This window comes from Pseudomonas sp. MDT2-39-1 (assembly GCF_054898085.1).
In genome coordinates this window covers 4,371,529-4,396,244 of sequence record NZ_CM142716.1, presented here as the reverse complement: position 1 = coordinate 4,396,244, position 24,716 = coordinate 4,371,529, and the positions used below count along the sequence as shown (strand labels likewise).

Annotated in this window: 22 protein-coding genes; 10 read left to right on the top strand and 12 right to left on the bottom strand. The window is 59.8% G+C overall.

Translation table 11 applies throughout. From position 1 onward, the window contains the following. Positions 1 to 109 precede the first annotated feature (109 nt). Positions 110 to 1,561, top strand: coding sequence for a mannose-1-phosphate guanylyltransferase/mannose-6-phosphate isomerase (locus ACYZTM_RS20515; RefSeq protein ID WP_131063360.1), 1,452 nt, complete (start codon positions 110 to 112; stop codon positions 1,559 to 1,561). Positions 1,562 to 1,644: 83 nt separating this feature from the next. Here the strand turns inward: ACYZTM_RS20515 and ACYZTM_RS20510 are convergent, their stop codons facing one another. Further along, positions 1,645 to 4,524, bottom strand: coding sequence for an RHS repeat domain-containing protein (locus tag ACYZTM_RS20510; protein WP_461984360.1), 2,880 nt, complete (start codon positions 4,522 to 4,524; stop codon positions 1,645 to 1,647). A gap of 166 nt (positions 4,525 to 4,690) precedes the next feature. Here ACYZTM_RS20510 and ACYZTM_RS20505 point away from each other — a divergent pair, with 166 nt between their 5' ends. The 3 genes from ACYZTM_RS20505 to ACYZTM_RS20495 all read left to right on the top strand — a co-directional run bounded on the left by ACYZTM_RS20505 (position 4,691) and on the right by ACYZTM_RS20495 (position 6,524). Then, on the top strand, positions 4,691 to 5,155 hold the full coding sequence (locus ACYZTM_RS20505; protein WP_131063464.1) for a multidrug transporter: 465 nt from the start codon (positions 4,691 to 4,693) through the stop codon (positions 5,153 to 5,155). 32 nt (positions 5,156 to 5,187) lie between these two features. Beyond that, complete coding sequence (locus ACYZTM_RS20500) at positions 5,188 to 6,012, top strand: SDR family oxidoreductase (RefSeq protein WP_461984358.1); 825 nt, start codon at positions 5,188 to 5,190, stop codon at positions 6,010 to 6,012. A 113-nt stretch (positions 6,013 to 6,125) separates the two neighbouring features. Beyond that, positions 6,126 to 6,524: a DUF4440 domain-containing protein gene (locus tag ACYZTM_RS20495; protein WP_461984356.1), complete on the top strand. Its 399-nt coding sequence runs from the start codon at positions 6,126 to 6,128 to the stop codon at positions 6,522 to 6,524. A gap of 149 nt (positions 6,525 to 6,673) precedes the next feature. On the opposite strand, the gene ACYZTM_RS20490 is transcribed toward ACYZTM_RS20495, so the two are convergent. The 4 genes from ACYZTM_RS20490 to ACYZTM_RS20475 form a co-directional block, all read right to left on the bottom strand. After that, positions 6,674 to 7,522 (bottom strand): efflux RND transporter periplasmic adaptor subunit, encoded by an 849-nt coding sequence (locus ACYZTM_RS20490; protein WP_461984354.1) that lies wholly within the window; start codon positions 7,520 to 7,522, stop codon positions 6,674 to 6,676. 39 nt (positions 7,523 to 7,561) lie between these two features. Continuing rightward, positions 7,562 to 7,762, bottom strand: a complete 201-nt coding sequence (locus tag ACYZTM_RS20485) for a DUF1656 domain-containing protein (protein ID WP_131063469.1) — start codon at positions 7,760 to 7,762, stop codon at positions 7,562 to 7,564. Beyond that, positions 7,752 to 9,944 (bottom strand): FUSC family protein, encoded by a 2,193-nt coding sequence (locus ACYZTM_RS20480; protein WP_461984352.1) that lies wholly within the window; start codon positions 9,942 to 9,944, stop codon positions 7,752 to 7,754. The genes ACYZTM_RS20485 and ACYZTM_RS20480 overlap by 11 nt, the downstream gene beginning before the upstream one ends. A 139-nt stretch (positions 9,945 to 10,083) precedes the next feature. Further along, complete coding sequence (locus ACYZTM_RS20475) at positions 10,084 to 11,595, bottom strand: efflux transporter outer membrane subunit (RefSeq protein ID WP_461984350.1); 1,512 nt, start codon at positions 11,593 to 11,595, stop codon at positions 10,084 to 10,086. Between the two features lie 318 nt (positions 11,596 to 11,913). Between ACYZTM_RS20475 and ACYZTM_RS20470 the strand changes: the two genes are divergently transcribed. The 4 genes from ACYZTM_RS20470 (at position 11,914) to ACYZTM_RS20455 (ending at position 15,557) form a co-directional block, all read left to right on the top strand. Beyond that, positions 11,914 to 12,882, top strand: coding sequence for a LysR family transcriptional regulator (locus ACYZTM_RS20470; protein WP_131063472.1), 969 nt, complete (start codon positions 11,914 to 11,916; stop codon positions 12,880 to 12,882). A 324-nt stretch (positions 12,883 to 13,206) separates the two neighbouring features. Beyond that, a complete protein-coding gene (locus tag ACYZTM_RS20465; protein WP_461984347.1) occupies positions 13,207 to 13,584 on the top strand; it encodes a DUF6124 family protein in 378 nt (125 codons plus the stop codon). Between the two features lie 344 nt (positions 13,585 to 13,928). Further along, complete coding sequence (locus ACYZTM_RS20460) at positions 13,929 to 14,903, top strand: 2-hydroxyacid dehydrogenase (protein WP_461984345.1); 975 nt, start codon at positions 13,929 to 13,931, stop codon at positions 14,901 to 14,903. Positions 14,904 to 15,047: 144 nt separating this feature from the next. After that, the gene (locus ACYZTM_RS20455) at positions 15,048 to 15,557 is read left to right on the top strand and encodes a DUF2165 family protein (RefSeq protein ID WP_461984343.1); all 510 of its coding nucleotides are present in this window, start codon (positions 15,048 to 15,050) and stop codon (positions 15,555 to 15,557) included. A gap of 21 nt (positions 15,558 to 15,578) precedes the next feature. On the opposite strand, the gene ACYZTM_RS20450 is transcribed toward ACYZTM_RS20455, so the two are convergent. Then, on the bottom strand, positions 15,579 to 16,481 hold the full coding sequence (locus tag ACYZTM_RS20450; RefSeq protein ID WP_461984341.1) for a DMT family transporter: 903 nt from the start codon (positions 16,479 to 16,481) through the stop codon (positions 15,579 to 15,581). A 138-nt stretch (positions 16,482 to 16,619) separates the two neighbouring features. Here ACYZTM_RS20450 and ACYZTM_RS20445 point away from each other — a divergent pair, with 138 nt between their 5' ends. Together ACYZTM_RS20445 and ACYZTM_RS20440 are read left to right on the top strand one after the other, a co-directional pair. Further along, a complete protein-coding gene (locus tag ACYZTM_RS20445) occupies positions 16,620 to 17,492 on the top strand; it encodes a helix-turn-helix domain-containing protein (RefSeq protein WP_461984339.1) in 873 nt (290 codons plus the stop codon). A gap of 133 nt (positions 17,493 to 17,625) precedes the next feature. Continuing rightward, on the top strand, positions 17,626 to 18,099 hold the full coding sequence (locus ACYZTM_RS20440) for a hypothetical protein (RefSeq protein WP_461984337.1): 474 nt from the start codon (positions 17,626 to 17,628) through the stop codon (positions 18,097 to 18,099). Between the two features lie 69 nt (positions 18,100 to 18,168). Here ACYZTM_RS20440 and ACYZTM_RS20435 read toward each other — a convergent pair whose 3' ends face one another. The 6 genes from ACYZTM_RS20435 to ACYZTM_RS20410 form a co-directional block, all read right to left on the bottom strand. Further along, the gene (locus ACYZTM_RS20435; protein WP_461984335.1) at positions 18,169 to 20,598 is read right to left on the bottom strand and encodes a TonB-dependent siderophore receptor; all 2,430 of its coding nucleotides are present in this window, start codon (positions 20,596 to 20,598) and stop codon (positions 18,169 to 18,171) included. A 219-nt stretch (positions 20,599 to 20,817) separates the two neighbouring features. Continuing rightward, positions 20,818 to 21,807 carry a FecR family protein gene (locus ACYZTM_RS20430; RefSeq protein ID WP_461984333.1) on the bottom strand — a complete coding sequence of 330 codons (990 nt, stop codon included), beginning with the start codon at positions 21,805 to 21,807 and terminating at the stop codon, positions 20,818 to 20,820. Further along, on the bottom strand, positions 21,804 to 22,367 hold the full coding sequence (locus ACYZTM_RS20425) for an RNA polymerase sigma factor (RefSeq protein WP_131061140.1): 564 nt from the start codon (positions 22,365 to 22,367) through the stop codon (positions 21,804 to 21,806). Before ACYZTM_RS20425 ends, ACYZTM_RS20430 begins: the two co-directional genes overlap by 4 nt. 4 nt (positions 22,368 to 22,371) lie before the next feature. Further along, positions 22,372 to 22,698: a DUF3325 domain-containing protein gene (locus ACYZTM_RS20420; protein WP_461984331.1), complete on the bottom strand. Its 327-nt coding sequence runs from the start codon at positions 22,696 to 22,698 to the stop codon at positions 22,372 to 22,374. Then, complete coding sequence (locus ACYZTM_RS20415; RefSeq protein ID WP_461984329.1) at positions 22,699 to 24,279, bottom strand: PepSY-associated TM helix domain-containing protein; 1,581 nt, start codon at positions 24,277 to 24,279, stop codon at positions 22,699 to 22,701. Then, complete coding sequence (locus ACYZTM_RS20410) at positions 24,276 to 24,581, bottom strand: DUF3649 domain-containing protein (RefSeq protein ID WP_131061143.1); 306 nt, start codon at positions 24,579 to 24,581, stop codon at positions 24,276 to 24,278. Before ACYZTM_RS20410 ends, ACYZTM_RS20415 begins: the two co-directional genes overlap by 4 nt. Positions 24,582 to 24,716: the final 135 nt, after the last annotated feature.

The following is a 24,716-nucleotide window of genomic DNA, read 5'->3' as shown; positions in this document are numbered from 1 at the left end:
CCATGCTCCTACAAGGGACCGAGGTGTCAGTTGGGACACGGAATAAGAACAAGAGTGAAACGACAGAACGCAGTAGCTCTGACCCATACGATTTTCAAGGAGTAACAACATGATTCCGGTGATCTTGTCAGGTGGTAGCGGCTCACGTCTTTGGCCGCTTTCGCGCAAGCAGTTCCCTAAACAGTTCCTCGCCCTGACCGGCGAACACACGCTGTTCCAGCAAACCCTGGAACGCCTGGTGTTTGAAGGCATGGACACCCCGATCGTGGTCTGCAACAAAGACCACCGCTTCATCGTCAACGAGCAACTGACCAACCGTAAACTGGAAACCCAGCGCATCCTGATGGAACCGTTCGGCCGCAACACTGCGCCGGCCGTGGCCCTGACCGCGATGATGCTGGTCAACGAAGGTCGTGACGAGTTGATGCTGGTGCTGCCGGCCGACCACGTACTGGAAGACCAGAAAGCCCTGCAACGCGCCTTGGCCCTGGCCACCGTCGCTGCCGAAAACGGCGAAATGGTGCTGTTCGGCGTGCCGGCCACCAAACCGGAAACCGGCTACGGCTACATCAAGTCCACCAATGACTCGCTGCTGCCCGAAGGCGTCAGCCGCGTCTCGCACTTCGTCGAAAAACCGGACGTGAAACGCGCCACCGAGTTCGTCCAGTCCGGCGGCTACTTCTGGAACAGCGGCATGTTCCTGTTCCGCGCCAGCCGCTTCCTGGAAGAGCTGAAAAAACACGATCCGGACATCTACGACACCTGCCTGCTGACCCTTGAGCGCAGCAAACAGGATGCCGACACCATCACCATCGACGAAGCCACTTTCGCCTGCTGCCCGGACAATTCCATCGATTACTCGGTCATGGAAAAAACCCAGCGCGCCTGCGTCGTGCCGCTGACCGCTGGCTGGAGCGATGTCGGTTGCTGGGCGTCGCTGTGGGAAGTGAATGACAAAGACGTCAACGGTAACGTCACCAAAGGCGACGTGGTCATTCAGGACAGCAAGAACTGCATGATCCACGGCAACGGCAAACTGGTGTCGGTGATCGGCCTGGAAAACATCGTGGTCGTCGAAACCAAGGACGCCATGATGATCGCCCACAAGGACTCGGTCCAAGGCGTGAAACAGATGGTCAACACCCTCAACGAGCAGGGCCGCACTGAAACCCAGAACCACTGCGAAGTCTATCGTCCGTGGGGCTCCTACGACTCGGTGGACATGGGCGGCCGCTTCCAGGTCAAGCACATCTCGGTCAAACCGGGAGCGTGCCTGTCGCTGCAAATGCACCACCACCGCGCCGAACACTGGATCGTGGTCAGCGGCACTGCCGAAGTGACCTGCGACGACAACGTGTTCCTGCTTTGCGAAAACCAGTCGACCTACATCCCGATCGCGTCGGTCCACCGTCTGCGCAACCCGGGCAAGATTCCACTTGAGATCATCGAAGTGCAATCGGGCAGCTACCTGGGCGAAGACGATATCGAGCGGTTTGAAGATATCTACGGTCGCTCCACCCCGATCGAACGCGGCGTGTCGGTGAAAACCATCGCGCAGTAAGCGTTAAGCAAAACCAGAAGCCCCCGTCCAGTTTGCTGCGTTCCCTATCCGCAGCGGGTTGGGCGGGGTTTTTTTTGCTGGTGTCAGCCCTGTGACAGCTGCCGAACCGGAGCTGAATGGGACTTTCCACTCAACGACTGCCGTCTACCAGCATAAGGCTTGGGCGCAACAAGCCCGATCAAATCCTGATTTCTGTTTAAATTCTGAACGACTTCCCCTGTCTGCGATGAGAGCTCGGCGATACGCTCGAAGGCGTTCGGGTCCGAACTGCCAGAGCTGGCGAACTCGTTGTTGATGGCCTGCATCCTGAATTCCAGCAGATCGATCACCGCCGGTATGTCGCCGTGAACTTCACTGAGCGATGCGGCATTCAGGCCCTGTGACGCCTGGTAAAACTCCCGGCCTGTCTTGATCAGGCCCGGCGCTTCTGATCCCAGCTTGCTGGCGACCTTGTCGATAACTTTATCAACCACTGCGGTGGCAACCTTTTTCCCCAGTTCTGTTCGCCCTTCACGGGTCCGCGGGTCCATCGCCGACAGCTCGAATTTTATCGTCTTCAGGTTGGTTTTCTTTTTGGGTTCAACGGCCTCGATGAATGATTTAGGGTTCATTTCGTTACCCTTGAAGCTGATCGGGCGATCCAGTTGATGCGTATCCACCACCCTGGAAATCAGCGCACTTGCCGCTTTAGCCCCGACAGCTGCCCCCGCTTTGCTTCCCAACCCTCCGGTCACAGGTCCTGCTAGCCCACCAATGGCACCGCCGGCCGCAGCCCCCGCCGCCGTACCCACCGAACTGACAGCACTGCTGGCAAGCTGGGTAATGACACGCCTGCCCAACGCTTTGAAACGATGCTGCGCATAAACGTGATTGAGTAGCGAATTCTTGAAGTCAGCAGCGCCACCTCCCACGGATTTCAACAAGGAACTTTGCTTGTCCAGGCTGTCGTTCAGCTCCGAAGCGTCGGTCAATCCTCCACCGTCGCTGTCGACGTAAGTCATGGGATTGTTTCTTACCATCTGATAAAGATTAGGCCCATCAATGAATCCTTTGGGGTCAGGATTGAGCCAACGGAACAACCACGGTACGTAGTAACGCAGCCCATAGTAAAAAAGCCCTGTCGCATCCCGCTCCTTGCCCGAATAACGAAGGGTTTTATAGTCGATGGCGATCACATCCGGGCCGGCGTACCACGCGGTTTCACCGTAGGGGTAAAAGACTTCCTGGCTGATGATTTGTGCATCGTCGGCCAGTTCCACGGTGCAGGATTTCAGGTGATCGACCAGGGTGTACCGGTGCTGATCGTTGACCCCGGACGGTGGAACGCTTTCCCAATGCAGCACCCGCACGGTGTTGAGGCCGGCCTGTGCGGTGATGACCTGCAGCACCTCCCCGGTGCCGTTGTCGGTACGAAGTTCCAGCCCGTGCAAGTAACGCACTTCAGCCGTCACGGTTCGGGCATTGGTCTGCAACGAGCGAGTTTTGCGCACGCGCTGGCCAGCGCCATCATAGAGATAGCGTTCACAGTCATTGCGTCCGGAATCGCGCTCTACCGGGCTGACCGAGTGCAGCTGGTTACGCAAATCCCAAGTCAGAAAGCGTCCTTGATCGAGCACCAGCAAATTGCCGTTGGCATCAAATGCAGCGGCGATTTCTGCTTCGGTTGGTGGCACGCCGTTGCGCCAGGGCAGGCAGCGATTGCTGTACTGTGCGGCGGTCAGTTCACTGCACGGATTCTGTGCGCCGACATGCGTCAGCTTCAGCAGGTTGCCGCCCTCGTCGTAGCAGTAAGTCTGATGGTAATTGGTGATCGCCGCCGGATCAGCGCGACCGACAGAATCCGGTCCTCGGTTGGGGCCGCCCGCCTCCCAGCCAAACGCCTGGATCAATTGATAAACACTGTCGTAGATAAAACGACTGAGAGGGTCGATGCGTTGGTTGTTGAAGTAACGCACCGGCAGCGCCTTGTCTTCGATACTCAGCACATTGCCCATTAGGTCATAGGCGTATAACAGATGTTGCAGCAGTCCGGCTTTATCGCTGTACGCTCGCCGCTCCACTAGACGGCCGTCCTCAGGGTCATACGTGAGCGTTGTTTGTACGCCATTACCCGCCACTTCTCGTAGGGTCTGCCCGTCGGCGTTGTACTCGATCTCGCTGACCAGCGTTTGCCAATTGGTTTTGCCGGCCAGCTTCAAGGCGCTTTGGCGCAGCCGGCCATCCACGGTGAAGGCGAAGGTCTGGCGGTTCTGCCGGGCATCGACCGTTTCCAGCACATCACCCAACGGCCCGTAACGCCACGTCGAGACGGCACCCTCTCCCGGCTCCAGCAGTGTTTGTCGATCGGCTATCGGTTCCGGCCAATCCGGCGCAACGGCTTGCCGGGTGAAGTGCTGAACGTGCGTTGTGCATTGGCCGGTGATCGCAAACGCCGCAAACAGCACGGTCCCGCCGGGGCCATCCTGGCGAATCAACTGCCCGCATTGGTTACGATCGCGGTAAACCGGATCGGCCCCACCATATTCCATACGTTCGGCACACTGGTGTGGTTGCGTGGCGACATGCTCAAACACCGCCACGGGACGAAGCAGGTCGTCGTAGTGAATCTCGCGTCGGGTACCGCGACTGTCCCAGCCCTGCCGCACTTCACTGGCCAAACCGAAAAGACTGATCTGTGAGCCGGCATCGACACTGACCGTACAGAAGGGATCACCGGGCAACGAATGCACGGTCGTGAGATTGGCCGGGGTGGAGGGGTCGTCCTTTTGCAACGCCCACAGCCGCGGATCCCACTGCTTGATCGCGAAACCTGCGACATCGTGGAGGGTGCGGTTGATGCGCGCCTGAGCCGGGGCACCTTCGATCTGGCGCCAATAATCAACCGAACGAACCGGCAGCCCTCGCGGGTCCACGACGAACAATCGGGGTGTTTTGTAGTGCATTCCCGTCGTCGATGCCTGCATGCCGGTTCGTCCCTGTTTGCTTGCGGTTATCCAACCCCTCGTGGCCGGGGCTGGCTACTGTCAGAAATTACAGTGCCGACCAACGGTGATCACGGTTGATCCGCGAATGTCCATTCCCGCAACCGTTCGGTAGGATGGTGGTCATGAGTTCAAGGAGCGTTCAAATATGTTCATCGGCGTCCTGCTGGTCATCACCTGGCTGATTTTATTACTGCGCTACCCGGCCAAGGCGTTGCCGGTCTCTGTGGCGGCCGCCATCGGGCTGGGTCTGGTGGCCACGTGGGTGATCTGGATGGACAACCGCGAGGTCAAGCAACTGGCGCGCCTGGAGTTGCGCATCACCTACGCGCCGGAACACTGCCCGGCAGACCGCCCGTTGCAGCTGACCATGAACAACGGCAACGACGTGCCGCTGACCGAGTTGCGCTGGCGCGTCGCCGCGTATGCGCCGGGCGATACGGTCAATCTGGCCGACAATCAATACGCTGCCCCGCGCTATCGCGGCCCCGGTGAATTGCAGGCCGGCGCCAATTGGGAAGACTGCTTGCCCCTGCCGCCGCTGCGTCCTGGATATCGCCCGCAAACCCTGGAGTTTCGCGCCGAGCGTTTACAGGGTAGTTTCTCCGACTGATCCCCTACTTCTTTTTGCACAAGGACCGCGCCATGCCCGTTGCGTTGATTACCGGTTGCTCCAGCGGCATTGGCCGCGCCCTCGCCGACGTGTTCAAAGGTGCCGGATACGAAGTCTGGGCCAGCGCCCGCAAGGCTGAAGACGTGGCTGCTCTGGCCGCCGCCGGTTTCACCGCCGTGCAACTGGACGTCAACGACGGCGTGGCCCTTGAACAGCTGAGCGAGCGCATCAATCAGCAACATGGCGGCCTCGATGTGCTGATCAACAACGCCGGTTATGGCGCCATGGGGCCGCTGCTCGACGGCGGTGTACCGGCGATGCAGCGGCAGTTCGAAACCAATGTGTTTGCGATTGTCGGTGTGACCCGCGCACTGTTTCCGGTGCTGCGTCGGGCCAAAGGGATCGTGGTGAACATCGGCAGCGTTTCCGGGGTATTGGTCACGCCGTTTGCCGGCGCGTACTGCGCCTCGAAAGCAGCGGTGCATGCGTTGAGCGATGCGTTGCGCATGGAGTTGGCGCCGTTTGGCGTCCGCGTGATGGAAGTGCAGCCGGGTGCGATCGAATCCAGTTTCGCCAAGAATGCCGGGCATGAGGCGGAGCAGTTGATCACTGAACAATCACCTTGGTTTCCGCTGCGTGAAGGCATTCGTGCGCGGGCCAAGGCCTCTCAGGACAAACCGACGCCGGCCAAGGAGTTTGCGATGGGTTTGCTCAAGGCTGTGCAGCAAAGCAAACCACCGCGACTGATTCGCCTGGGCAACGGCAGCCGGGCGTTGCCGTTGTTGGCGGGGTTGCTGCCTAAAGGGTTGTTGGAGGCGGGGTTGATGAAGCGGTTTGGGTTGCGCGGGCAACTCTGAGACCGTGTCGCCCCCTTCGCGAGCAAGCCCACAGGGAAATGCATTTCAAATGTGGGAGCGAGCCTGCTCGCGAAGTCGCCGGAACAGACGCTGCAAAATTTCAGGAATCAAACATGACCGACTACACCGAATACTTCGACGAAGTAATCCAGGCCCACATCGCCATCGAGCAATGGCTGGCCGAGGACCAGGACGAGTCCGCACTTGAATGCCTGCTCACGCGTTTTTCGCCACAGTTTTCCATGATCTCGCCATTGGGCCGGGTGCTGGATTTCGCTGCGTTGAACGAGTTGTTTCTGCTGGCGGGCGGAAGGAAGCTCGGCTTCAGGATTGAGCTCAGCGATTTACAGGGTATCGCGCTGTACGACGGTGGCGCGGTGGTGAGTTATCGCGAGCAGCAGACCGATGCGACGGGGCTGCACTCGGATCGGCGATCAACGGTGGTGTTTGAGAAACAGGCCGGTGGCAAGGTGGTTTGGTGGCATTTGCATGAGACGTTTTGCAAGGGCTGAGCCTTTGTCTTATGCCTGATGGACCGAGTCGCGGCCTTCGCGAGCAAGCCCGCTCCCACATTAGATCTCCAATGAACAAAGAATATGTGTATGACCGAGATCAATGTGGGAGCGGGCTTGCTCGCGAAGGCCGTGACTCGGTCTACCGGCTAGTTAACGACGACGGTACACGTAATCCCCGCCGCCAACAGCACCCCTTCCGGCACTTCATCAATGTGAATTCGCACCGGCACTCGCTGTGCCAGCCGCACCCAGTTGAACGTCGGGTTCACGTCCGCAATCAGCTCGCGACTCTCCGGGTTATCCCGGTCGTAGATGCCGCGAGAAATACTCTCCACATGCCCCTTCAGCACTTCGCCGCTCATCAACTGCATGTCGGCCTTATCGCCCACGCGCACGTGCGGCAACTTGGTTTCTTCGAAGAAGCCATACACCCAGAACGAGTTCATATCGACTACGGCCATTTTCGCTTCGCCGATGCGCGCGTAGTCGCCGCGGTGCACGTTGAGGTTGGTGACGTAGCCGTCCACCGCTGCGCGGACCTCGGTGCGTTTGAGGTTCAGTTCAGCCGCTTCCAGTTGTGCCTGGGCATGCTGGTAATCAGCCAGGGCCGAGTCGGCGATGTTGTTTGCGTCGTCGCGGTTTTCCCTGGAGATCACCAGCGCGTCCATGTCGGCGCGGCGATGGGCGTTGACCTTGCGCATCTCCCACGTCGACCTGCGTGAGGCCACCATCGACTGCGCCTGCTTGACCGCGATGCGGTAGTGCTCGGGGTCGATGCGCATCAGCAAATCGCCCTTCTTCACCTGTTGGTTGTCACGTACCGGCACCTCGACCACTTCCCCGGTAACGTCAGCGGCGACGTTGATGATGTCGGCGCGCACCCGACCGTCGCGGGTCCACGGCGTGTCCATGTAATGCACCCAGAGGGTCCGGCCGATCCATATCGCGAGGGCCAGCACCAGCAGGGTGGCGAGCAGGCTGAAAAGCTTTTTCATCAGGGCCTTCTTCAGAGATAGAGAGTCAGTGATAGAGAGTCAACGGTAGACAGTCAGCGCCAGGGCGCCGAACAGACAGGTAAACAGACTCAGGCGCAGCAGCGCCGGGTGCCAGAAAAAGCGGTACAGGTCGAACCCGGACAGAAACCGGTCCAGCACCCAGGCCAGCGCCGCGGCGATGAAAAACATCAGCGTCATGGTCGGCATGTACACGCCGTGGAAGGCGATTTCACGCGGCATGTTCAAGTCCTTGAGGCGAGGTGTTCGCATACGTGGCGAGCGGTGACTGCGGGTCGAGCAGAGAAGTACGAATGAAGTGCAAATAACTCTTCACCCGACGCAAAGCAGACGTGTCGAAGTGCGGCGCGAACGGTTCATCGGTGGCCTGCACACGACTGATTGCATGGTCGACCGCGATCAATCCGCGCTCCAGATTGCTCTGGCTCGGTTGCAGGAACAGCCGCACCAGCGAACGGCCCATCACGCGGATCGCCTGGCGCCATGGCTGGGATTCGGCGTAGGCCGGATGCACCGGCAGAATCGCCTGCTCCTTACGCAACTCGATGATCGCGTGGCCGACCTCCAGTACCACGAACATCCAGCACAGCAAGTCCCGCTGCACCTGCGGCTGACCCGCTGCGAGACCATAGGCCTGATGCAGCAAATCCCGGGTACGGCTTTCGAAACTCGAAGCCAGGCCCTTGAGTTTGCCGCTGATCGCGCACACCACTTGCCCACGCAAATCCTGCTCGAGCCGGCGCCACAACCAGCGGCTGTTCGGCGGCAGAATGATCGCCCCCGCCGCCGCGCACACCAGCATGCCGAGCACCATGGCGATGTAGTCGTTGATGAACGCGTAAGGGTTGTAGACGGTGAGGTTGTCCGGCACCGAACCGGTGCTGAAGAAGATCAGCAAGCCGAGGCCGACACCGGCGTATTGCGGCCGCGAAGTGAGGAACGAACCGAGCACGATTACCGGTGCGAGCATCACGCACAGCAATGGAAAACCGTCGATCCACGGGAAGATGAAAAACATCTCGACGAAGCCGACCAGTGCCCCGAGGAAGGTCCCGCAAGCCATCTGAAACGCCATGCGTTTAGGGTTTGGCGTCGCGGCGGAAAGGCCGACGGTGGCAGCGGCGATCAAGGTCATCGTCGCCCCGCTCGGCCATGCCGTGGCCACCCAGTAACTGCCCAGCACCACCAGAATGAATGCTGCACGAATCCCCGACGCGGCCGAGGCCATCCAGTTGGTTTGCGGGGTGAACGGCTCGTCCCATTGCTCCCGTGCATGGCTGTGATCGGCCAGCGAGGCGTGGGTCTGTGCATAACTGTGCAGCTCGTCGACGAAGCGATAGAGCAGTTCGTAAGCGGTGTGGAAATCGAGCTGCTCGGCATCGCTCGGATCGCTCTCCTGAAAGGTCGCCCGTAAGCTGCGAACCCGTGCGGGCAGGTTTTCCTTATAGGTGGACAACGCGCTGGTCAGGCGGGCGGCGTCGGGGCTGGTCAAGGCGCGACCGCTGAAGCCGTCGAGCAATTCCGCCAGGTCCTGCAACCCCGGTTTGTTCGCCGCCACCACGTGGTCAGCGCCGCTGCTGCGCAAGCGTTCGAGCAATTGGTGCAACGCGTTGAACCGTGTGGTGATGCCCATGAATTCGCTGTTCAAGCGACTCAGTCGTCCGTTGCGTCGACGCATGTGCGGGTCTTCGAACACGGTGACGCTGCGCAGCCCTTCCAGCCCGACGGCCTCGGCGATAAAGCGCACGTTACTGGCTTCGAACGCCTCCCGTTTGCTGCGACCGCGCAGGCCATCGGTGACGAACAACGCAAACACACCGAAGCGCTGATACAAGGCGTTGCGCATCGCCGCGCTGGCGGTTTGCGGCAGGATCGCGGCACTGACCACGGTGGCGCAGAGAATCCCCAGGGATATCTCCAACACCCGCCAGACCGCCGCCATGAACGCGCCGTCCGGATGGGCCAATGCGGGCAGACCGACCATCGCGGCGGTGTACCCGGCGAGCACGAAGCCGTAGGCGCGAAAGTTGCGATACCGCGCGGCGCCGGCCGAACAGATGCCGACCCAAATCGCCAGCGAACCGAGGAACAGTTCGGTGTTCTGGGCGAACAAGGCAATCAACGTCACCATCACCGCCGACCCGGCCAAAGTGCCCAGAAAGCGATAAAAACTCTTGGCGAACACCTGACCGCTTTGCGGTTGCATGACGATGAACACGGTGATCATCGCCGTGCGCGGTTGCGGCAACTCCAGGCGCATCGCCAGCCACAGGGTCAGGAACGCGGCGAACAGCACTTTGAAAATGTAGACCCAGGTCACGCCGTCGCTGCGTGCCCAGTCGAAGAAACCCCGGCGCCATTCGAGGGAATACAGCCAGCGCAGAGGTGCGGGCAAAGGAGTCATGGAATTCTGCTCACTGAAATTAAGTCCAGACTTAGAACCTGTGGGAGCGGGCTTGCTCGCGAAGGCGGTGTGTCAGTCAGCATTGATGTCGCCTGACACTCCGCCTTCGCGAGCAAGCCCGCTCCCACAGGTACGGTGTTCAATTCGAGAGGCTCTTAAGCAGGGCCGGGGTTTTCGGAACGGCGGTCTGGCTGTCTGTTGGCACATCGTCCCCCGCACCAAGCCCACCACCCAACGCCGTCACCAGCTCGGCATGAGCACTAAGGCGCGCCGCCTGAACCTGCTGCTGGACTTGCTGCTGCTTGAACAACAAGGTCTGGGCGTTGAGCACATTGAGGTAATCGGTGAGGCCGCGCTGGTAGGCGATCATCGCGATGTCGTAGGTTTTCTGTGCAGTGGCCACGGACTCGGCGGCGAAGGTTTGCTGCTTGTCCATGGACTCGCGACGGATCAACTGGTCGGAGATGTTCTTCAGCGCGTTGACCAGCGTCTGGTTGTACCTGGCTACGGCGATGTCATACCCGGCCGAAGCTTCGCCCAGTTCCGAACGCAAGCGCCCGCCGTCGAAGATCGGCAGCGAGATCGCCGGGCCGACGCTGTAATTGAGTTTCTTGCCGGTCAAAAACCCCAGCGCCCCACCGCCAGTGGCCATGTAGCCGAGGCTGCCGACCAGATCGACATTTGGGTAGAAACCGGCGTGGGCCACATCGATGCCCCGCGCCTGGGCCGCGACTTGCCAGCGACTGGCGACCACGTCCGGGCGTTGACCGAGTAATTGCGCGGGCAGCGCCGACGGCAGTTTCAGCGGCGCGGCCAACGACAGCGTGGGTCGTTGCAATTGCGCGCCCTCGCCCGGACCTTTCCCCGCGAGGGCAGTAAGCTGGTTACGGCTCAGGGCGATTTCTTCGTCCAGCGCGTCGATCTGGCGATGGGTTTCCGGCAGCGGCGTTTCAGCCTGGCTGACTTCGAAATGGGTGCCGATGCCGCCATTCAGACGCTTTTGCGCGAGGTCGAGAATCTGCTGCTGTTGGTTCAGGGTCGCCTCGACAATGTCCCGCTGCGCGTAATGCAACGACAGTTCGACGTAGGCGCGCACGATGTTGTTCTGCAATTCGAGCTGGGCCAGACGCGCTTCGGCGGCGCTCATGTGTGCCATGTCCACGGCGCGCTCGGTGGCGTTACTTTCGCGGCCCCAGAGGTCGAGGGCATAGCTGAAACCTAGCGCGGCGTTGTTGTCCCAGGTTGTCGTATTGGCCAGCTCGCCCGGCCCGTAGAACTGATCGGTGGGCCAGTTGTGGCGCTTGAGCGTGGATTTGCCATTGATCTGCAACGACTCGGCGGACTCGGCGATGCCGGCCATGGACTTGGCCTGTCGCACTCGCGCGGCGGCCATGGCCATGGTCGGGCTGCCTTGCACGGCAAGGTCGATCCAGCGGTTCAGTTGCGGGTCGCCATAGGCCTGCCACCATTGGGCGGTGGGCCAGTGAGCGTCCTGCGCGGCACTCTGAATAGCTTCGTCGGTGGCCAGTGAGTTGGCCTCCAGTGCCTTGCCCTGCGGGGCAATTCTTCCGGTGCCGATGCAGCCGCTGATTGCGAGGGATAAAGCCAAAACACTGAGCGTCTGAAGCGCTCTGCTGATGCGACGCGGCACTGCTGAAATTCCTGAAAGAAGGGGCGTGCGAGGTCCTGTAGGAGCGAGCGGGCGGCGTTCCGACTTGCCCGCGAAGGCGGCGTATCAGTCGACATCATTGGTGACTGTCAGACCGTCTTCGCGGGCAAGTCGGAACGCCGCCCGCTCGCGCCTACAAAGGATCGGCGCAATTCTAGGGGGCGCCCTGAATGGCGATAAGCTGGGAATCCTGTGAATCTTTGTTACCGTTAGCGCGATAATCCCTTGGTCCATCTTTAGTCGCCTGTAAAAAAACAGAAACTTCGTGTCACAATTTGCCATTCGCCAAGAGAGCACCCCATGGACACTTTGCAAAACATGCGCGCCTTCAGTTACGTGGCCGAGGCCGGCAGCTTCACCGCCGCCGCCGTGCAACTGGACACCACCACGGCCAACGTCTCGCGCGCGGTCTCCAACCTGGAAGCCCACCTGCAAACCCGCCTGCTCAATCGCACCACCCGCCGCATCGCCCTGACCGAGGCCGGCAAGCGCTATCTGTTGCGCTGCGAGCAGATCCTGGCCTACGTCGAAGAAGCCGAAGCCGAGGCCAGCGACGCCCACGCGCGCCCGGCCGGGCAGCTCAAAGTGCACACCATGACCGGCATCGGTCAGCACTTCGTGATTGACGCCATCGCCCGCTATCGCAAAACCCACCCCGACGTCACCTTCGACCTGACCATGGCCAACCGCGTGCCGGACCTGCTCAACGAGGGCTACGACGTGTCCATCGTGTTGGCCAGCGAACTGCCGGACTCGGGCTTTGTCTCCCAGCGTTTGGGCATCACCTACAGCATCGTCTGCGCCTCGCCGGCTTATGTGAAAGCCAACGGCTGCGCGCACAAGCCCAGCGACTTGCTCAACCACGCGTGCCTGCGCCTGGTGAGCCCGGTGATCCCGCTGGAGAAATGGACCTTCGACGGTCCCGAAGGCCAGGAAATGGTCACCATCAACAGCTCGCCGTTTTTGGTGAACTCGGCTGATGCAATGAAGACAGCAATCATCAGCGGCATGGGCGTCGGCGTGTTGCCGGTGTACGCGGCGATTGAAGGACTGCGCAACGGCACGCTGGTGCGGGTGATGCCGAACTACCGGTCGCAGGAATTGAATCTGTATGCGATCTATCCGTCGCGGCAGTATCTGGATGCGAAGATCAAGACGTGGGTCGAGTATTTGCGTGGGTCGTTGCCGGAGATATTGGCGGCGCATCAGGCGGAATTGGTGGCCTATGAATTGAGTGGGAGTTTGGGTGGGGTTAGGGTGGCGAACTGATTTCACGGTCCTACAGACGCGGCGATTTTGGGGAATGCTTCCGACGAGTTCTGTCGGTTGTTGGGTCGGACGGGAAATGGGTAGGCTTTGTGGGTCGCTGGCATTTCAGCGATCGGGTCTGGAAAACCCGAAGAAGGATCACAGCACATGACATAATGCGGCGCTTTTTCAGCACCGCGATCTAAGTTATGGCGGCTGTGCGTGGGAGACCTTCGGGTCTGCCGGGTTTGATCCTTTCTCGGTTTTTCCAGTCCGCGTACAGCTGCCACCCTTTCGTCTGGAAAACGAAAAGTGGCAGCTCCTCGACTCTAAGGATCTTTGCCAATGATTAAAGAAACTCCGAATCCCCCGGAAACCGACGACGTTTCCCCCTACGAATCCCTCGATTCCAAAAAACTCAACGACGCAGCCGAGCGCGCGTTGGATCACTACCTCAACCCCGCTGCTCTCAAATCCCCTGCTACCCGCAAACCCAGCACGATGTTTTTGATTGCGCCGGATATCAAAGACGAAGACCTGTTGGCCCATACCTGCGAGTCGTTGGCCCAGGCCAGTGTGATGGCGAGTGATTTCGCGGACTATCTGGAAGGCCCGCACCGGCACAAGGCGATGGCCATTCAACAGATCGTCATGCTGGCCGAACTGGCAGCAAACCGGATGCTGGACAACGTCGCCATACCAAAACCTTCGCCACACAGCTGATTACCTGTAGGAGCGAGCGGTGCGGCGATCCGACTTGCCCGCGAAGGCGGTGTGTCATTCAACATTAATGTCGTCTGACACCCCGCCATCACGAGCAGGCTCACTCCCACAGGGGAATGGGGTACATCAGCAAGTGACTGGTCGGCTGTCAGGCCGCCTTCGCAGGCAAGCCAGCGCCCACAATTGAATCTTGTACATCAGCAAGATATTGGTCGGCTGTCAGGCCGCCTTCGCGGGCAAGCCTCGCGCCTACAGGTACATCCGGCAATCCGCGGACTCGCACAACATCGGGGAAGAATGTTAGCGTGCTTGGCATTCACCAAGCCCCGACGAGCCCTCCTTCCATGAAAAAGACCGTCCTCGCCTTCAGCCGCGTCACCCCGGAAATGGTCGAACGCCTCAAGCAAGACTTCGACGTCATCGTCCCCAACCCGAAAAACGGCGACATCAACGCCCAATTCAACGAAGCCCTGCCCCACGCCCACGGCCTGATCGGTGTCGGTCGCAAACTCGGCCGCGCGCAGCTGGAAAACGCCGCCAGACTCGAAGTGGTCTCCAGCGTCTCGGTCGGCTACGACAACTACGACGTCGCTTACTTCAACGAACGCGGGATCATGCTGACCAACACGCCGGATGTCCTCACCGAAAGCACCGCCGACTTGGCCTTCGCCCTGCTCATGAGCAGCGCCCGCCGCGTCGCCGAACTCGATGCCTGGACCAAGGCCGGCCAATGGCAAGCCACCGTCGGCGCCCCGCTGTTCGGCTGCGATATACACGGCAAAACCCTGGGCATCGTCGGCATGGGCAACATCGGCGCGGCCATTGCCCGTCGCGGTCGCCTGGGCTTCAACATGCCAGTCATCTACAGCGGCAACAGCCGCAAGACCGGGCTGGAACAAGAACTCGGCGCTCAATTTCGCAGCCTTGACGAACTGCTGGCCGAAGCCGATTTCGTCTGCCTGGTCGTCCCGCTCAGCGAAAAAACCAGGCACCTGATCAGCCACCGCGAACTGGCACTGATGAAGCCAAGCGCCATCCTGGTCAACATCGCCCGAGGCCCGGTCGTCGATGAACCCGCGCTGATCGAAGCGCTGCAAAACAACCGCATTCGCGGCGCAGGCCTGGACGTCTACGAGAAAGAACCGCTGGCCGAGTCGCCGTTGTTCCAATTGAAAAACGCGGTGACATTGCCACACATCGGCTCCGCCACCCATGAAACCCGCGAGGCCATGGCCAACCGCGCGCTGGCTAACTTGCGCAGCGCACTGCTGGGCGAGCGGCCGCAAGATCTGGTCAACCCGCACGTCTGGAAAGGCTAACTAAAAACGGGCAGAAACTTATAAAGTTTCTGCCCGCTACTTACACAACTTGCAACCCAGTCAGCCAACTAAAAAAAATCAAGCGCTATACACTCCGCACTACTTATCCGACCTAAGGAAAACAGTGATGGAGCATTATTAACCTTGAACAGCCTAACCACCGACAACATCATCAGATACAGCAAAATTACACTGATGGCCTATATCAGTTTTTTTGGCCTGCTGGTGATGTACAGCAACTTCACCGATTATTCATCCAACTATGAATACGTTGGCCATGTTTTGAGCATGGACACCACCCGGGGAAACATTAATCTAAATTACCGGGCAATCACATCGCCCATGCTCCACCACAGGATCTACTGGTTTATTATCACCCTAGAAGTTATCTATACGGCTTTTTGCCTGGTAGGTGCCTATCACCTTTACCGAAACATAAACGCACCTGCCGAATTATTTCATGAGGCCAAAAAGTTTTCACTCATCGGACTGATGATCGCCATATTTGTCTATTACGTCTGCCTGCAAGTGATCGGTGTCGAGTGGTTCAACATGGATGAATCACAAGTGTGGAACGCCAAGGATTGGGCCCGGCATATTGTCGACTTCATATTTCCGTTGTTGATCTTCGTTGCCCTCAGAACCGAGCGCTGAAAGCGCTCGGCCTCAGCGCTTTCAAGCAAGCTTGCCATTGCCTTGCACCATCGGCGCCTTTGGCTTGCGGAACACCAACACGTTACCCAACATCACCAACACCAACCCCACCAATGCCGGCGCGGTCCATTGATAGCCTTCGGCAAATGCCGAGACATTGAGCGCCACGACCGGGAACAGCACGGTGCAATAGGCCGCACGTTCCGGGCCCATACGCCCAACGAGCGTCAAGTAAGCGGTGAATCCGATGACCGAACCCGGAATCACCAGGTACAGTAACGAGCCGATATAGCGCGTATTCCATTCCATGTCGAAGGGAATGCCTTTGACCATACACCACACCGACAACATCGCGGCGCCGTACGCCATGCCCCAGGCGTTGGTGGTCAGCGGCTTCAAACCGGCCTTTTGTTGCAGGCTCGAGAGCATGTTGCCGGCCGAGAAACACAAGGTGCCGAGCAACGCCAGGCCCAAGCCGAGCAAGGTTTCCGGGCTGGCGGTATGACCGGCCAGCTCTGGCCAGAACAACAGACCCAGTCCGAGCAAGCCCAACGCGCCGCCCATCAATACGTTACGGGCGATTTTCTGGCTGAAGAATACGCGTGCATTGAGCGCGTTCCACAGGGTGGCGGTGGAAAACACCACGGCGACCAGACCGCTGGGAATCCACTGACTGGCTGTCAGGAAACACATGAAGTTGACGCAGAACAGGCACAACCCTTGTGCCAGACAAATCAAATGCCCGCGACGGTTCATCACTTGCAGGCGTCGGCTGAGCAGCAACAGGACGAACAGCACCAGCGCAGCCAGGCCGAAGCGATAGACGATCGACACGGGAATGGCCACCACGCCCAGCTGCCATTTCAAGGCAATCCAGGTGGTGCCCCAGATCAGCACGGTCAGCAAGTACAGCGACAGGTTCATGGCTAGGCTCCTCAATAGGAGTTCAGTGTCCTGCGCCAATCCTTTTCGCACTTGCATAAACTTGCGCTTTTGTCGGCCGACGGGCTGGCAGGCCGATGTCTACGGAGTAGGATGCGAAGCGTTGGAGAGAAAACGATCATGCCCGCACTGGAAACCCTGCAAGTCTTTCAAGCCCTCAACCGCTCGCCCAATGCTCGCCTCGAGCACAGCGCCGAGCTCGGTGACGGCATGGCTGCAGCCTTGTGGAGCAACCATCACGACGCACAAGACTACGCGGCGCCTAGCCATCACACGTTGTCGTGCTACATCGCTGGCGGCACCGGCACCTTCCGTCGCGACCAGCCCGACACCAAGGGCGGTCCGGACAAGCTGTGCATTCTGCCCGCCGAGCATCAATCGGGCTGGGTGATCAACGGCGACATTCGCCTGGCCCATGTGTATTTCAGCCCCGAACAATTCGCCCTCGGCTGCGTCACGCTGCTGGACCGCGAACCTCGCGAACTGCAGTTACGCGAAGCCACCTTCCTTGACGATCCGGCACAAGCCCGACGCTTTCGACAGATGCTCACCCTCAACTGGGACGAACCCGGCGAACGCCTGCTCACCAGCAGCCTGGCCCATGAAATGCTCAACCACGTGTTGCTCGGCCAGGTCGGCATGCGCGAAGGGTTGAGGCTAAAAGGCGGTTTGGCGGCGCATCAGCGGCGGCAGTTGGTCGACTTCATCGATAATCAATTGGCCGAGGCCATCAGCCTTGGGCAATTGGCGGCGTTGTGTGCGCTGTCGGAATACCATTTTGCGCGGATGTTTCGTGAGAGCTTTGGCTTGCCGCCGCATCAGTATGTGTTGGCGCGGCGATTGAGTCGGGCGCGGGAGTTGCTGCGTACGACGTCGCAGCCGCTGGGGGAGATTGCGCTGGCGTGTGGGTTTGCCAGTGCGAGTCATTTCACCAATCGGTTTCGGCAGGTTTTGGGGGGGACGCCTGGGGAGTATCGGCAGGCATTTCGCTAGAGTTCACTTGAGCCATAAATAGTTTTGTTATTACAAGATGTTATTAACGCCCACTCAAACCTGTCAGATCTGACAGTAGATAAACAACGACCAAAGGCAGATCATTTTTAACTCTATCTATGGAGTGATAAAAATGTCTTCAGTCGAACTTACCCAAATTGACACCCAACTTCTAGAAAAAGGCCCTTCTGCATCCGGCACCGTGGAAGCGAAGATAGATCATCGTCCGGACTTCGCAAGTACCCGCGTTATCTTCAGGCGCATTGAAAAAGATTACATTCAAATCATAGGATTAATGGGTAGCAGCAGACACTGGGAATTTATCGTCAAGGACAACGTCACCCTCGGGGAATATGATATTAAGGATCCGAAAATCAACAATGTCGTGTACGTTCAACAAATTGCACATGACCCCGAGTTCGACCACGTCTTTTTGTCCGAAAGTGGAAAAGTGACAATCACCGAGCTTGATTTTCCGAAGGGAATTCTTAAATTCAACTTTGACGTCATTTTATGGCAAGCAAATTATCCCGGCCCGAGGACTCAAGCGAGCGGTACGGTTGATGTTTCGGGCATGCAACAAACATCACCTGCATCCCGCTCCTAAGTAGTGATAGACACCCTTGTCGCTAAGCGACAAGGGTTATACGAGTTTTCAAATTACCCGCACCAGACATCAGAACTCCAACGTACTCGACAACGAAATCTGCCGCGAATCCCCCATCGACACAAAGAACCGGCTCGCCGCCGAGGTGTAGTAGGTACGGTCAAACAGGTTCTTCACGTTGAGCTGAAACTTGACCTTCTGTCCTTCGACCTTGGTGTCGTAAGTCGCGAAGGCATCGCCCACGGTGTAGCTCGGCAGGTCGAAATCATTCACGGCGTTACCCGCCCGCTCGCCGACATAACGTGCCCCCGCGCCGACGCGCAATTGATCGCCGCCGATGATGGTGCCGAAGTCGTAGACCGCCGACAGCGAGCCACTGTTCTTCGCGACGTTTTGCAGTTTTTTGCCTTTGTAGTCCGGGTCTTCGGTGACTTCGGCGTCGGTGTAGGCATAGCTGCCGATCATGCTCCAACGGTCGCTGAGCTGGCCGGTCAAATCCACTTCCAGACCCCGGGAGCGCACTTCGCCGGCGGCGCTGTAAATCGTCACCGGGCCTTCGGAATTGGCCACCAGCACGTTGCGTTTCTTGATGTCGAATAGGGCGACGTTACCGGTCACGCGCCCCGGCATATCGAGCTTGGCCCCGATTTCCCAGGACTTGGCCTCTTCCGGCGCGACGCTGCCATCGAGCACGGTGCTGCTGCCGCTTAGCGGTGCGATGGTCGAGTTGGGTTTGAACGATTCGGTGTAGCTGCCGTAGAACGACAGCTCATCGGTGAAGCGATAGACCAGACCGGCGCGCGGCACCCACTTCTGGCCGTTGCTGTCGGTGTTGGCCTTGAACGGCACGCCTTTGCCGGCGTATTGGTCGTATTCCTGGAAGCGTGCGCCCGCGACGAAAATCCATTGATCGGTGAGGTGGATCGAGTCCTGCAGGAAGATCGAATCGCTGCGCAGCTCATCGGTCTGCGCGCTGTCTGCCGGGCTGACGGTGGTGCCGGCGACTTCGCGGCCATAGACCGGGTTGACGTAGCTGAAGGTGCTCAGGCTTTTCTGGCGGATCAGGTCTTCGCGGTAGATCTTGCGGTATTCGTCATCGACGCCGAACACCAGGTCATGTTGCAGGCCCAGCAGGTTGACGTTACCTTCGAGGCTGGCGGTGGTGAATCGGTCGGTGCTGATGGCGTTCTGGGTGCCGTCCATGCTGCGGGTCAGCGTGCCCCGTCGGGTGTCGATGGCGGTGACGCGCACTTGACTGGCGTCATAGGTTTCACGGTTCCAGCTGTAACCGAAGTGGGCGTTCCAGTTGTCGTTGAGCTCGTGATCGGCCTCGAAGTGGTACAGGTCCGAGCGGCCTTCCATGTTGTTGAACGGCTCGTCCAGGCGTTCATTGCGCGAGATGTCCAACGGGTGGTTGGAGCGCGGATCGATGATCGTGCCACGGTCGAACGGGGTCAGGAATTCGCGGTGTTCATAGGAGAACAACAGCTTGGTGCTTTCGCCGAACCAGGCCAGCGACGGCGCCACCAGCGTCTCGCGGTGGGTGCCGAAATTGCGCCAGTAATCTTCATCTTCGTGGTCCAGCACCATGCGGTAAGCGAGGCCGGAAGTACCGAGCGCGCCGGTGCTGTCGAGGCCGACGCCGCTGCCGTTTTTACCGTCGCCGTAGGTCGAACCGCGCAGCGTCAGGGCGTTGTATTGCTCAAGTTCGGGTTTCTTGCTGACCATGTTGACCACGCCGCCCGGGTCCTGGATGCCGTAAAGCAGCGAGGCCGGGCCCTTGAGCACTTCGACTCGGTCCACGGTCGCATTCATCCCTCGGCCCTGCACGATCGGCATGCCGTCGCGCATGATCGAGCCGTTACGGTTGTCGCCGAAACCGCGGGTCATCACCGAATCCTGAGTGCTCGCCAGCGTGTTGCCCTGGGTGATGCCGCTGACGTTGGCCAGCGCGTCATCCAGATTGCGCGGTGCCTGATCGCGAATGACCTGGGCCGGGATGACGTTGACGGTCTGCGGGATTTCCTGGAGCAAGGCCGACGAGCGCATCACCGAACTGGAGGGTGGCGGCTGATAGCTCATGGATTGATCGGCCACCGAGTTGATGGTGGTCGTGCCAAGATTTAACGTGCCGGCGGTGGGCACCGGCTCAAGCACCAGGGTGTGGGCGTCGCTACGGCGGAAGGTGAAACCCGAACCGCTGAGCAAACGCTGCAGGGCTTGCTCGGCGCTCAACTGGCCATTGATCGCCGGGGCGGTGAGACCGTACGGCGCTTCATCGGTGTAGACCACGCTGATGCCAGTGACCCGACTGAAGTCGCTCAAGGCCTGGGGCAGCGGCTTGGCAGCGATGGCGAAGCTGAACTGCGTAAGCTGCTGCGTGCCGGCAGCCTCAGCGGCCGATGCGACGTTTGATGGCAGCAACGATAACGCCGACATGCTCAGTGCAGAAGCACCCAACCACTGTTTGACCGAACCCGACTTTGCCCTGGATTTCATTGCTCAATGACCTGTGTAGAACCTACGGGATGCGAATGACTCGCAGTTTCAGTCACTACACGGATGGGGGTCGGGTTTACCTCACCATAATTTTGAAAATAATTTTTTTGCGGAAGGGATGTGGTGGTTGGACTGACGCCTTCGCGGGCAAGCCTCGCTCCTACGGGTTTTGCGCGATCCTTGTAGGAGCGAGGCTTGCCCGCGAAGAGGCTGGTAGCCTCACCGCAAAATAATCAGATGCCCCAAAACGCTGGTCTGCTCAAACCCCAACACCCCCTGCAACGAACTCAACACCGCCTCTGGATCCTTGCTCGGAAAACTGCCACTCACTCGCCGCGCCGCCAGTTCATCGTTGAGCAGCACAATCCGCCCCGGGTAATAACGCCCCAAGTCCTGCACCACATCGGCCAGCGTGGCTTTGTAGTAATTGAGCCACCCTTGACGCCAGGCCAACTGCGCTTCGCTGTCGACCGCATGCAGCTTTTGCGCCGAGCCTTCGCCATACGCCACTTGTTGGCCGGCGGTCAGAATCTGCTGCTCGGCGTGCTTGTCCGCAGTCACGCCGACCCGCCCAGACAGCACCGTAACCTGCGCGCCATGGGGTTGCAGGCGCACTTCGAACTGCGTGCCCAGCACCCGCGCCTGGCCCATTTCAGCGTCGACCACAAACGGATCGCCCGTGTGGGTCACGCTGAAAAACCCGGCACCGCGACGCAGCTGAACATGACGCTCACCGCGACTGAAATCCACGGCGATGGCGCTGTCGGCATCCAGCGTGACTTGCGACTGATCGGCCAGCGTCACGGTGCGAATTTCCCCCGGCGCAGACACATAGTCCGCCCCCAGATCATCGACCCAGCGCGTCGGCTGCCAACCCGCGCCGAGGCCGATCATCAGCACCAGACACGCGGCCATGGCCAGCGCACCCGACCAGCGCCGCACACTGGAGCGTCGGGATTGGTTCATGGCATTGAGGTAACCCTGCAAGGCGAACGCATCTTCATCGGCCAACGTTCGCGCTGGCGCTTCGCTCAATTCCCACAGCACTTGCGCCTGGGCGTAAGCCTCGGCATGGGCGGGATCGGCCTGCAACCAGCGACTGAAGGTGAGTTGATCGCCGTTGCTGGGCTGGTCGTGCAACAAGCTCAGCCAGGCGAGCGCGGCCTGCTCCTGAGCGGGCGTCGGGGTGACGCGGTCGAGTTGATTCACAGTGCTTTCCCTGGCGTGCGCGTTGGCGATTCCCGCAGGCTGGCCTTGCAGGCATCGAGGGCGCGCATCATATGTTTTTCCACGGCGCTTTGGGACAGGCCCATGGCTTTGGCGATCTCAGCGTATTTGCGGCCGTGGATGCGGTTGAGCAGAAAGATTTGCCGGGTGCGTTCAGGCAACGCGCGCAACGCCGCTTCGACGTGACGCAGATCATTACCCGCCTCCAGCGCGGCTTGTGGTTCGCTGCCCTGGCTGTCCGGTTGATCCGGCATCCAGCCTTCGTGGACCCGCACCCGCGTGCCTTCACTGCGCAAATGGTCGATGGCGATGTTGCCGGCGCAACGCAGCAGGTAAGTGCTCAGTTCTTCGACTTGCACCAGTGGCCGCCGCCAGAATCGCAGGAACAAATCCTGCACCAGATCGGCGGCGGTTGCTCGGCAGCCGACACGCCGGCTCACCAGCGCTTCCATCTGCGAACGCTGGGACAGGAACACCTGAAGGAAATGCGCACGGGCGCCGCGATGTTCGTCGTCGTGTGATTCCGGCGGACTGGTGATCATCTGATCAGCACTGCGCAAACGCGGCGACGGGGCTGACCAGCAGACCCAATCCGGCAAGTGATAGCGCCAGGCGCGGGCGATACGGCATCATCAACACCAGCAGCAAAGCGCTGAGCATCAACACCGCAAACCATTCCACCAACCCGAGGCCCCAACCGGTTTTCGACACTGCCGCCCATAAAGAAACCGCCAGCAACAACCAGCCGCTCAGCTTGAACGTTTTGCGCCGCCGGGCCGACGATTTGCACCCCAGCAAATCGGCATGATGCCGATCCATCGATAAACACAGCGCGGTGAAACCGCCGTAACACAGCAGCAAGGCCAACAACATTCAGTTCACCTTCTGCTCAAGCGTGATCGGTCGAGCACGTTCTTTAGCAACGCGAACGGTCTGCCCGGCGCACTGCATTTTCCACGCAGCCCAGGCCAGGAACACGCCACTGCCCAGGCACGTCAAATCGAACCCGGCGAGCGTCCAGTCACCCTGCGCCAACGTCACGCCCAAGTGGTTCGGCGTGGTCAGTGCGTTCAATAGCGGCACGCCGCAGAACAGCACCGCGGCCAACGCCAACTGCTCTACCCACGCCGCGCGGCCACGACGCACCACCGCATGAATCACGCTCAAGCCCCAGACGATGAAGAAGCTGTTCACTTCCCAATCCGCCCTTGTGGACATCTCGACTGGCAGCAACCGATTGGCCCAGAAGAACGCCGCCACCGCGACCACCAGCCCGGACATGCTGGCAATGTTCAGCACTTCCACCAGCCGCAGCTCGAAGGGCATCACCGCTCTTTTCGCATGTTTGAGCTGGCGTTTGCCGAGCCAGATCACCAGCCCGGTGCCGATCATCGCCGTGCTCGCCAAACCGCAAATGAAGTACAGCCAGCGCAGCACGGGGCTCGCAAAATGTCCCATATGCAAGCCGTAGAAACTGCCGGCGATGGCCATCGGCACCGGTTGCTGCGGCGTGGCGCTGAGTTGTTGGCCGGTCACGCCGTTGAAGGTCACCGCGCTGCTGGCGTCATAAATCACGCGGTCCGCATCGTCCCTTGAGACGACAATCGAGGCATTCGCATCCCCCGGATTGTTCACTGTCAGACGTTCTGCCCGACCGCCCGACCACTGCGCGCGCGCCCGCTCCAACAGCGGCGCCATCGGGGCGAGTTCAGCCGGTTTGCCGGCCAGTTCGGGCGTGCCGGAGGCCGGGAACACCTCCGCGTAAAACGTGCGGGCATCGCCCTTGTACGAGGCCAGGATGCTCGCCGGCATCACCATCGCCATGAAAATCACCAGGCTGCTGTAAGTGATCATCAGGTGAAACGGCAACACCAGAACGCCCACCGCGTTGTGCCCGTCCAGCCAGGAACGCTGGCCTTTGCGGGGGCGGAAGGTGAAGAAGTCCTTGAAGATTTTCTTGTGGGTGATGATCCCGGTGATCAGGCCGATGAACATCACCATGGCCGCGATGGTGGACAACCAGCGACCCCACGGATAAGGCATTTGCAGCTGGAAGTGGAAGCGATAGAAGAAGTCGCCACCCATGGATTCACGGCCCTGCACTTCGCTGCCGGTTTGTGCGTCGAGGCGTTTTTCGGTGAATTGCCCGCGCTCGCCGGGTTTGGCCGGCGACTGCTGCCAGCGCACCGACAGGCCCGGCTCTCGGGCACTCGGCAAATCGATCAGCCAGCGCGAGGCACCCGCTGCGTGTTGTTGAAGGTAGTTTTGCGCCAGGGTCAAACTAACTTCGGAGGTCACTGAACGCGCCGGTATCTCGGGCTGCATCCAGTGACTGATCTCGTCCTTGAAATAGGCAAGCGTGCCCGTCAGGAAAATCGCGAACAACAACCAGCCAAAGGTCAACCCGGCCCAGGTGTGCAACCAGGCCATCGCCTGACGAAAACCCTCTTTCATGCGTGGCCCATCCAATACGCCAGGCCGGACGCCGCTGCCAGCACTAGGCCCGGCACGATCAACCCGAACCAGGCCTGCCACGCACTGCGACAGGCAAAACACCAGAGCACCGCGACCAGATAGACCAGAAACGAGGTCATCATCCCGGTCACCACCGCTTCGGCGCGGGCCATCGGCAACCATAAGCTCAGGCTGACACTGGCCAGCGCCGCAACGATATAGCCGCCCAACACCGCGGCCAGCACGCGAGAAGTGACGGCCAATCGATAAGAAACGGGGAGCGTGCTGATTTTGCCTTTCATGTTTCGACCTTGAAACCGGGTGAGGCCGCGTGAAGGTCACGGGGCCAGCAAGCGCGCAATATTAATGATAAATATTCTCATACGCAAAACAGATCCGATTGCCGGGGGCATTACACACCCTTACAATGCGAACAA

Excerpts from the sequence above, each read along its gene's own strand:
- ACYZTM_RS20515 (WP_131063360.1), top strand. The coding sequence starts at position 110 with ATGATTCCGGTGATCTTGTCAGGTGGTAGCGGCTCACGTCTTTGGCCG.
- ACYZTM_RS20510 (WP_461984360.1), bottom strand. The coding sequence starts at position 4,524 with ATGCAGGCATCGACGACGGGAATGCACTACAAAACACCCCGATTGTTC.
- ACYZTM_RS20505 (WP_131063464.1), top strand. The coding sequence starts at position 4,691 with ATGTTCATCGGCGTCCTGCTGGTCATCACCTGGCTGATTTTATTACTG.
- ACYZTM_RS20500 (WP_461984358.1), top strand. The coding sequence starts at position 5,188 with ATGCCCGTTGCGTTGATTACCGGTTGCTCCAGCGGCATTGGCCGCGCC.
- ACYZTM_RS20495 (WP_461984356.1), top strand. The coding sequence starts at position 6,126 with ATGACCGACTACACCGAATACTTCGACGAAGTAATCCAGGCCCACATC.
- ACYZTM_RS20490 (WP_461984354.1), bottom strand. The coding sequence starts at position 7,522 with ATGAAAAAGCTTTTCAGCCTGCTCGCCACCCTGCTGGTGCTGGCCCTC.
- ACYZTM_RS20485 (WP_131063469.1), bottom strand. The coding sequence starts at position 7,762 with ATGCCGCGTGAAATCGCCTTCCACGGCGTGTACATGCCGACCATGACG.
- ACYZTM_RS20480 (WP_461984352.1), bottom strand. The coding sequence starts at position 9,944 with ATGACTCCTTTGCCCGCACCTCTGCGCTGGCTGTATTCCCTCGAATGG.
- ACYZTM_RS20470 (WP_131063472.1), top strand. The coding sequence starts at position 11,914 with ATGGACACTTTGCAAAACATGCGCGCCTTCAGTTACGTGGCCGAGGCC.
- ACYZTM_RS20465 (WP_461984347.1), top strand. The coding sequence starts at position 13,207 with ATGATTAAAGAAACTCCGAATCCCCCGGAAACCGACGACGTTTCCCCC.
- ACYZTM_RS20460 (WP_461984345.1), top strand. The coding sequence starts at position 13,929 with ATGAAAAAGACCGTCCTCGCCTTCAGCCGCGTCACCCCGGAAATGGTC.
- ACYZTM_RS20450 (WP_461984341.1), bottom strand. The coding sequence starts at position 16,481 with ATGAACCTGTCGCTGTACTTGCTGACCGTGCTGATCTGGGGCACCACC.
- ACYZTM_RS20445 (WP_461984339.1), top strand. The coding sequence starts at position 16,620 with ATGCCCGCACTGGAAACCCTGCAAGTCTTTCAAGCCCTCAACCGCTCG.
- ACYZTM_RS20440 (WP_461984337.1), top strand. The coding sequence starts at position 17,626 with ATGTCTTCAGTCGAACTTACCCAAATTGACACCCAACTTCTAGAAAAA.
- ACYZTM_RS20435 (WP_461984335.1), bottom strand. The coding sequence starts at position 20,598 with ATGAAATCCAGGGCAAAGTCGGGTTCGGTCAAACAGTGGTTGGGTGCT.
- ACYZTM_RS20425 (WP_131061140.1), bottom strand. The coding sequence starts at position 22,367 with ATGATCACCAGTCCGCCGGAATCACACGACGACGAACATCGCGGCGCC.
- ACYZTM_RS20420 (WP_461984331.1), bottom strand. The coding sequence starts at position 22,698 with ATGTTGTTGGCCTTGCTGCTGTGTTACGGCGGTTTCACCGCGCTGTGT.
- ACYZTM_RS20415 (WP_461984329.1), bottom strand. The coding sequence starts at position 24,279 with ATGAAAGAGGGTTTTCGTCAGGCGATGGCCTGGTTGCACACCTGGGCC.
- ACYZTM_RS20410 (WP_131061143.1), bottom strand. The coding sequence starts at position 24,581 with ATGAAAGGCAAAATCAGCACGCTCCCCGTTTCTTATCGATTGGCCGTC.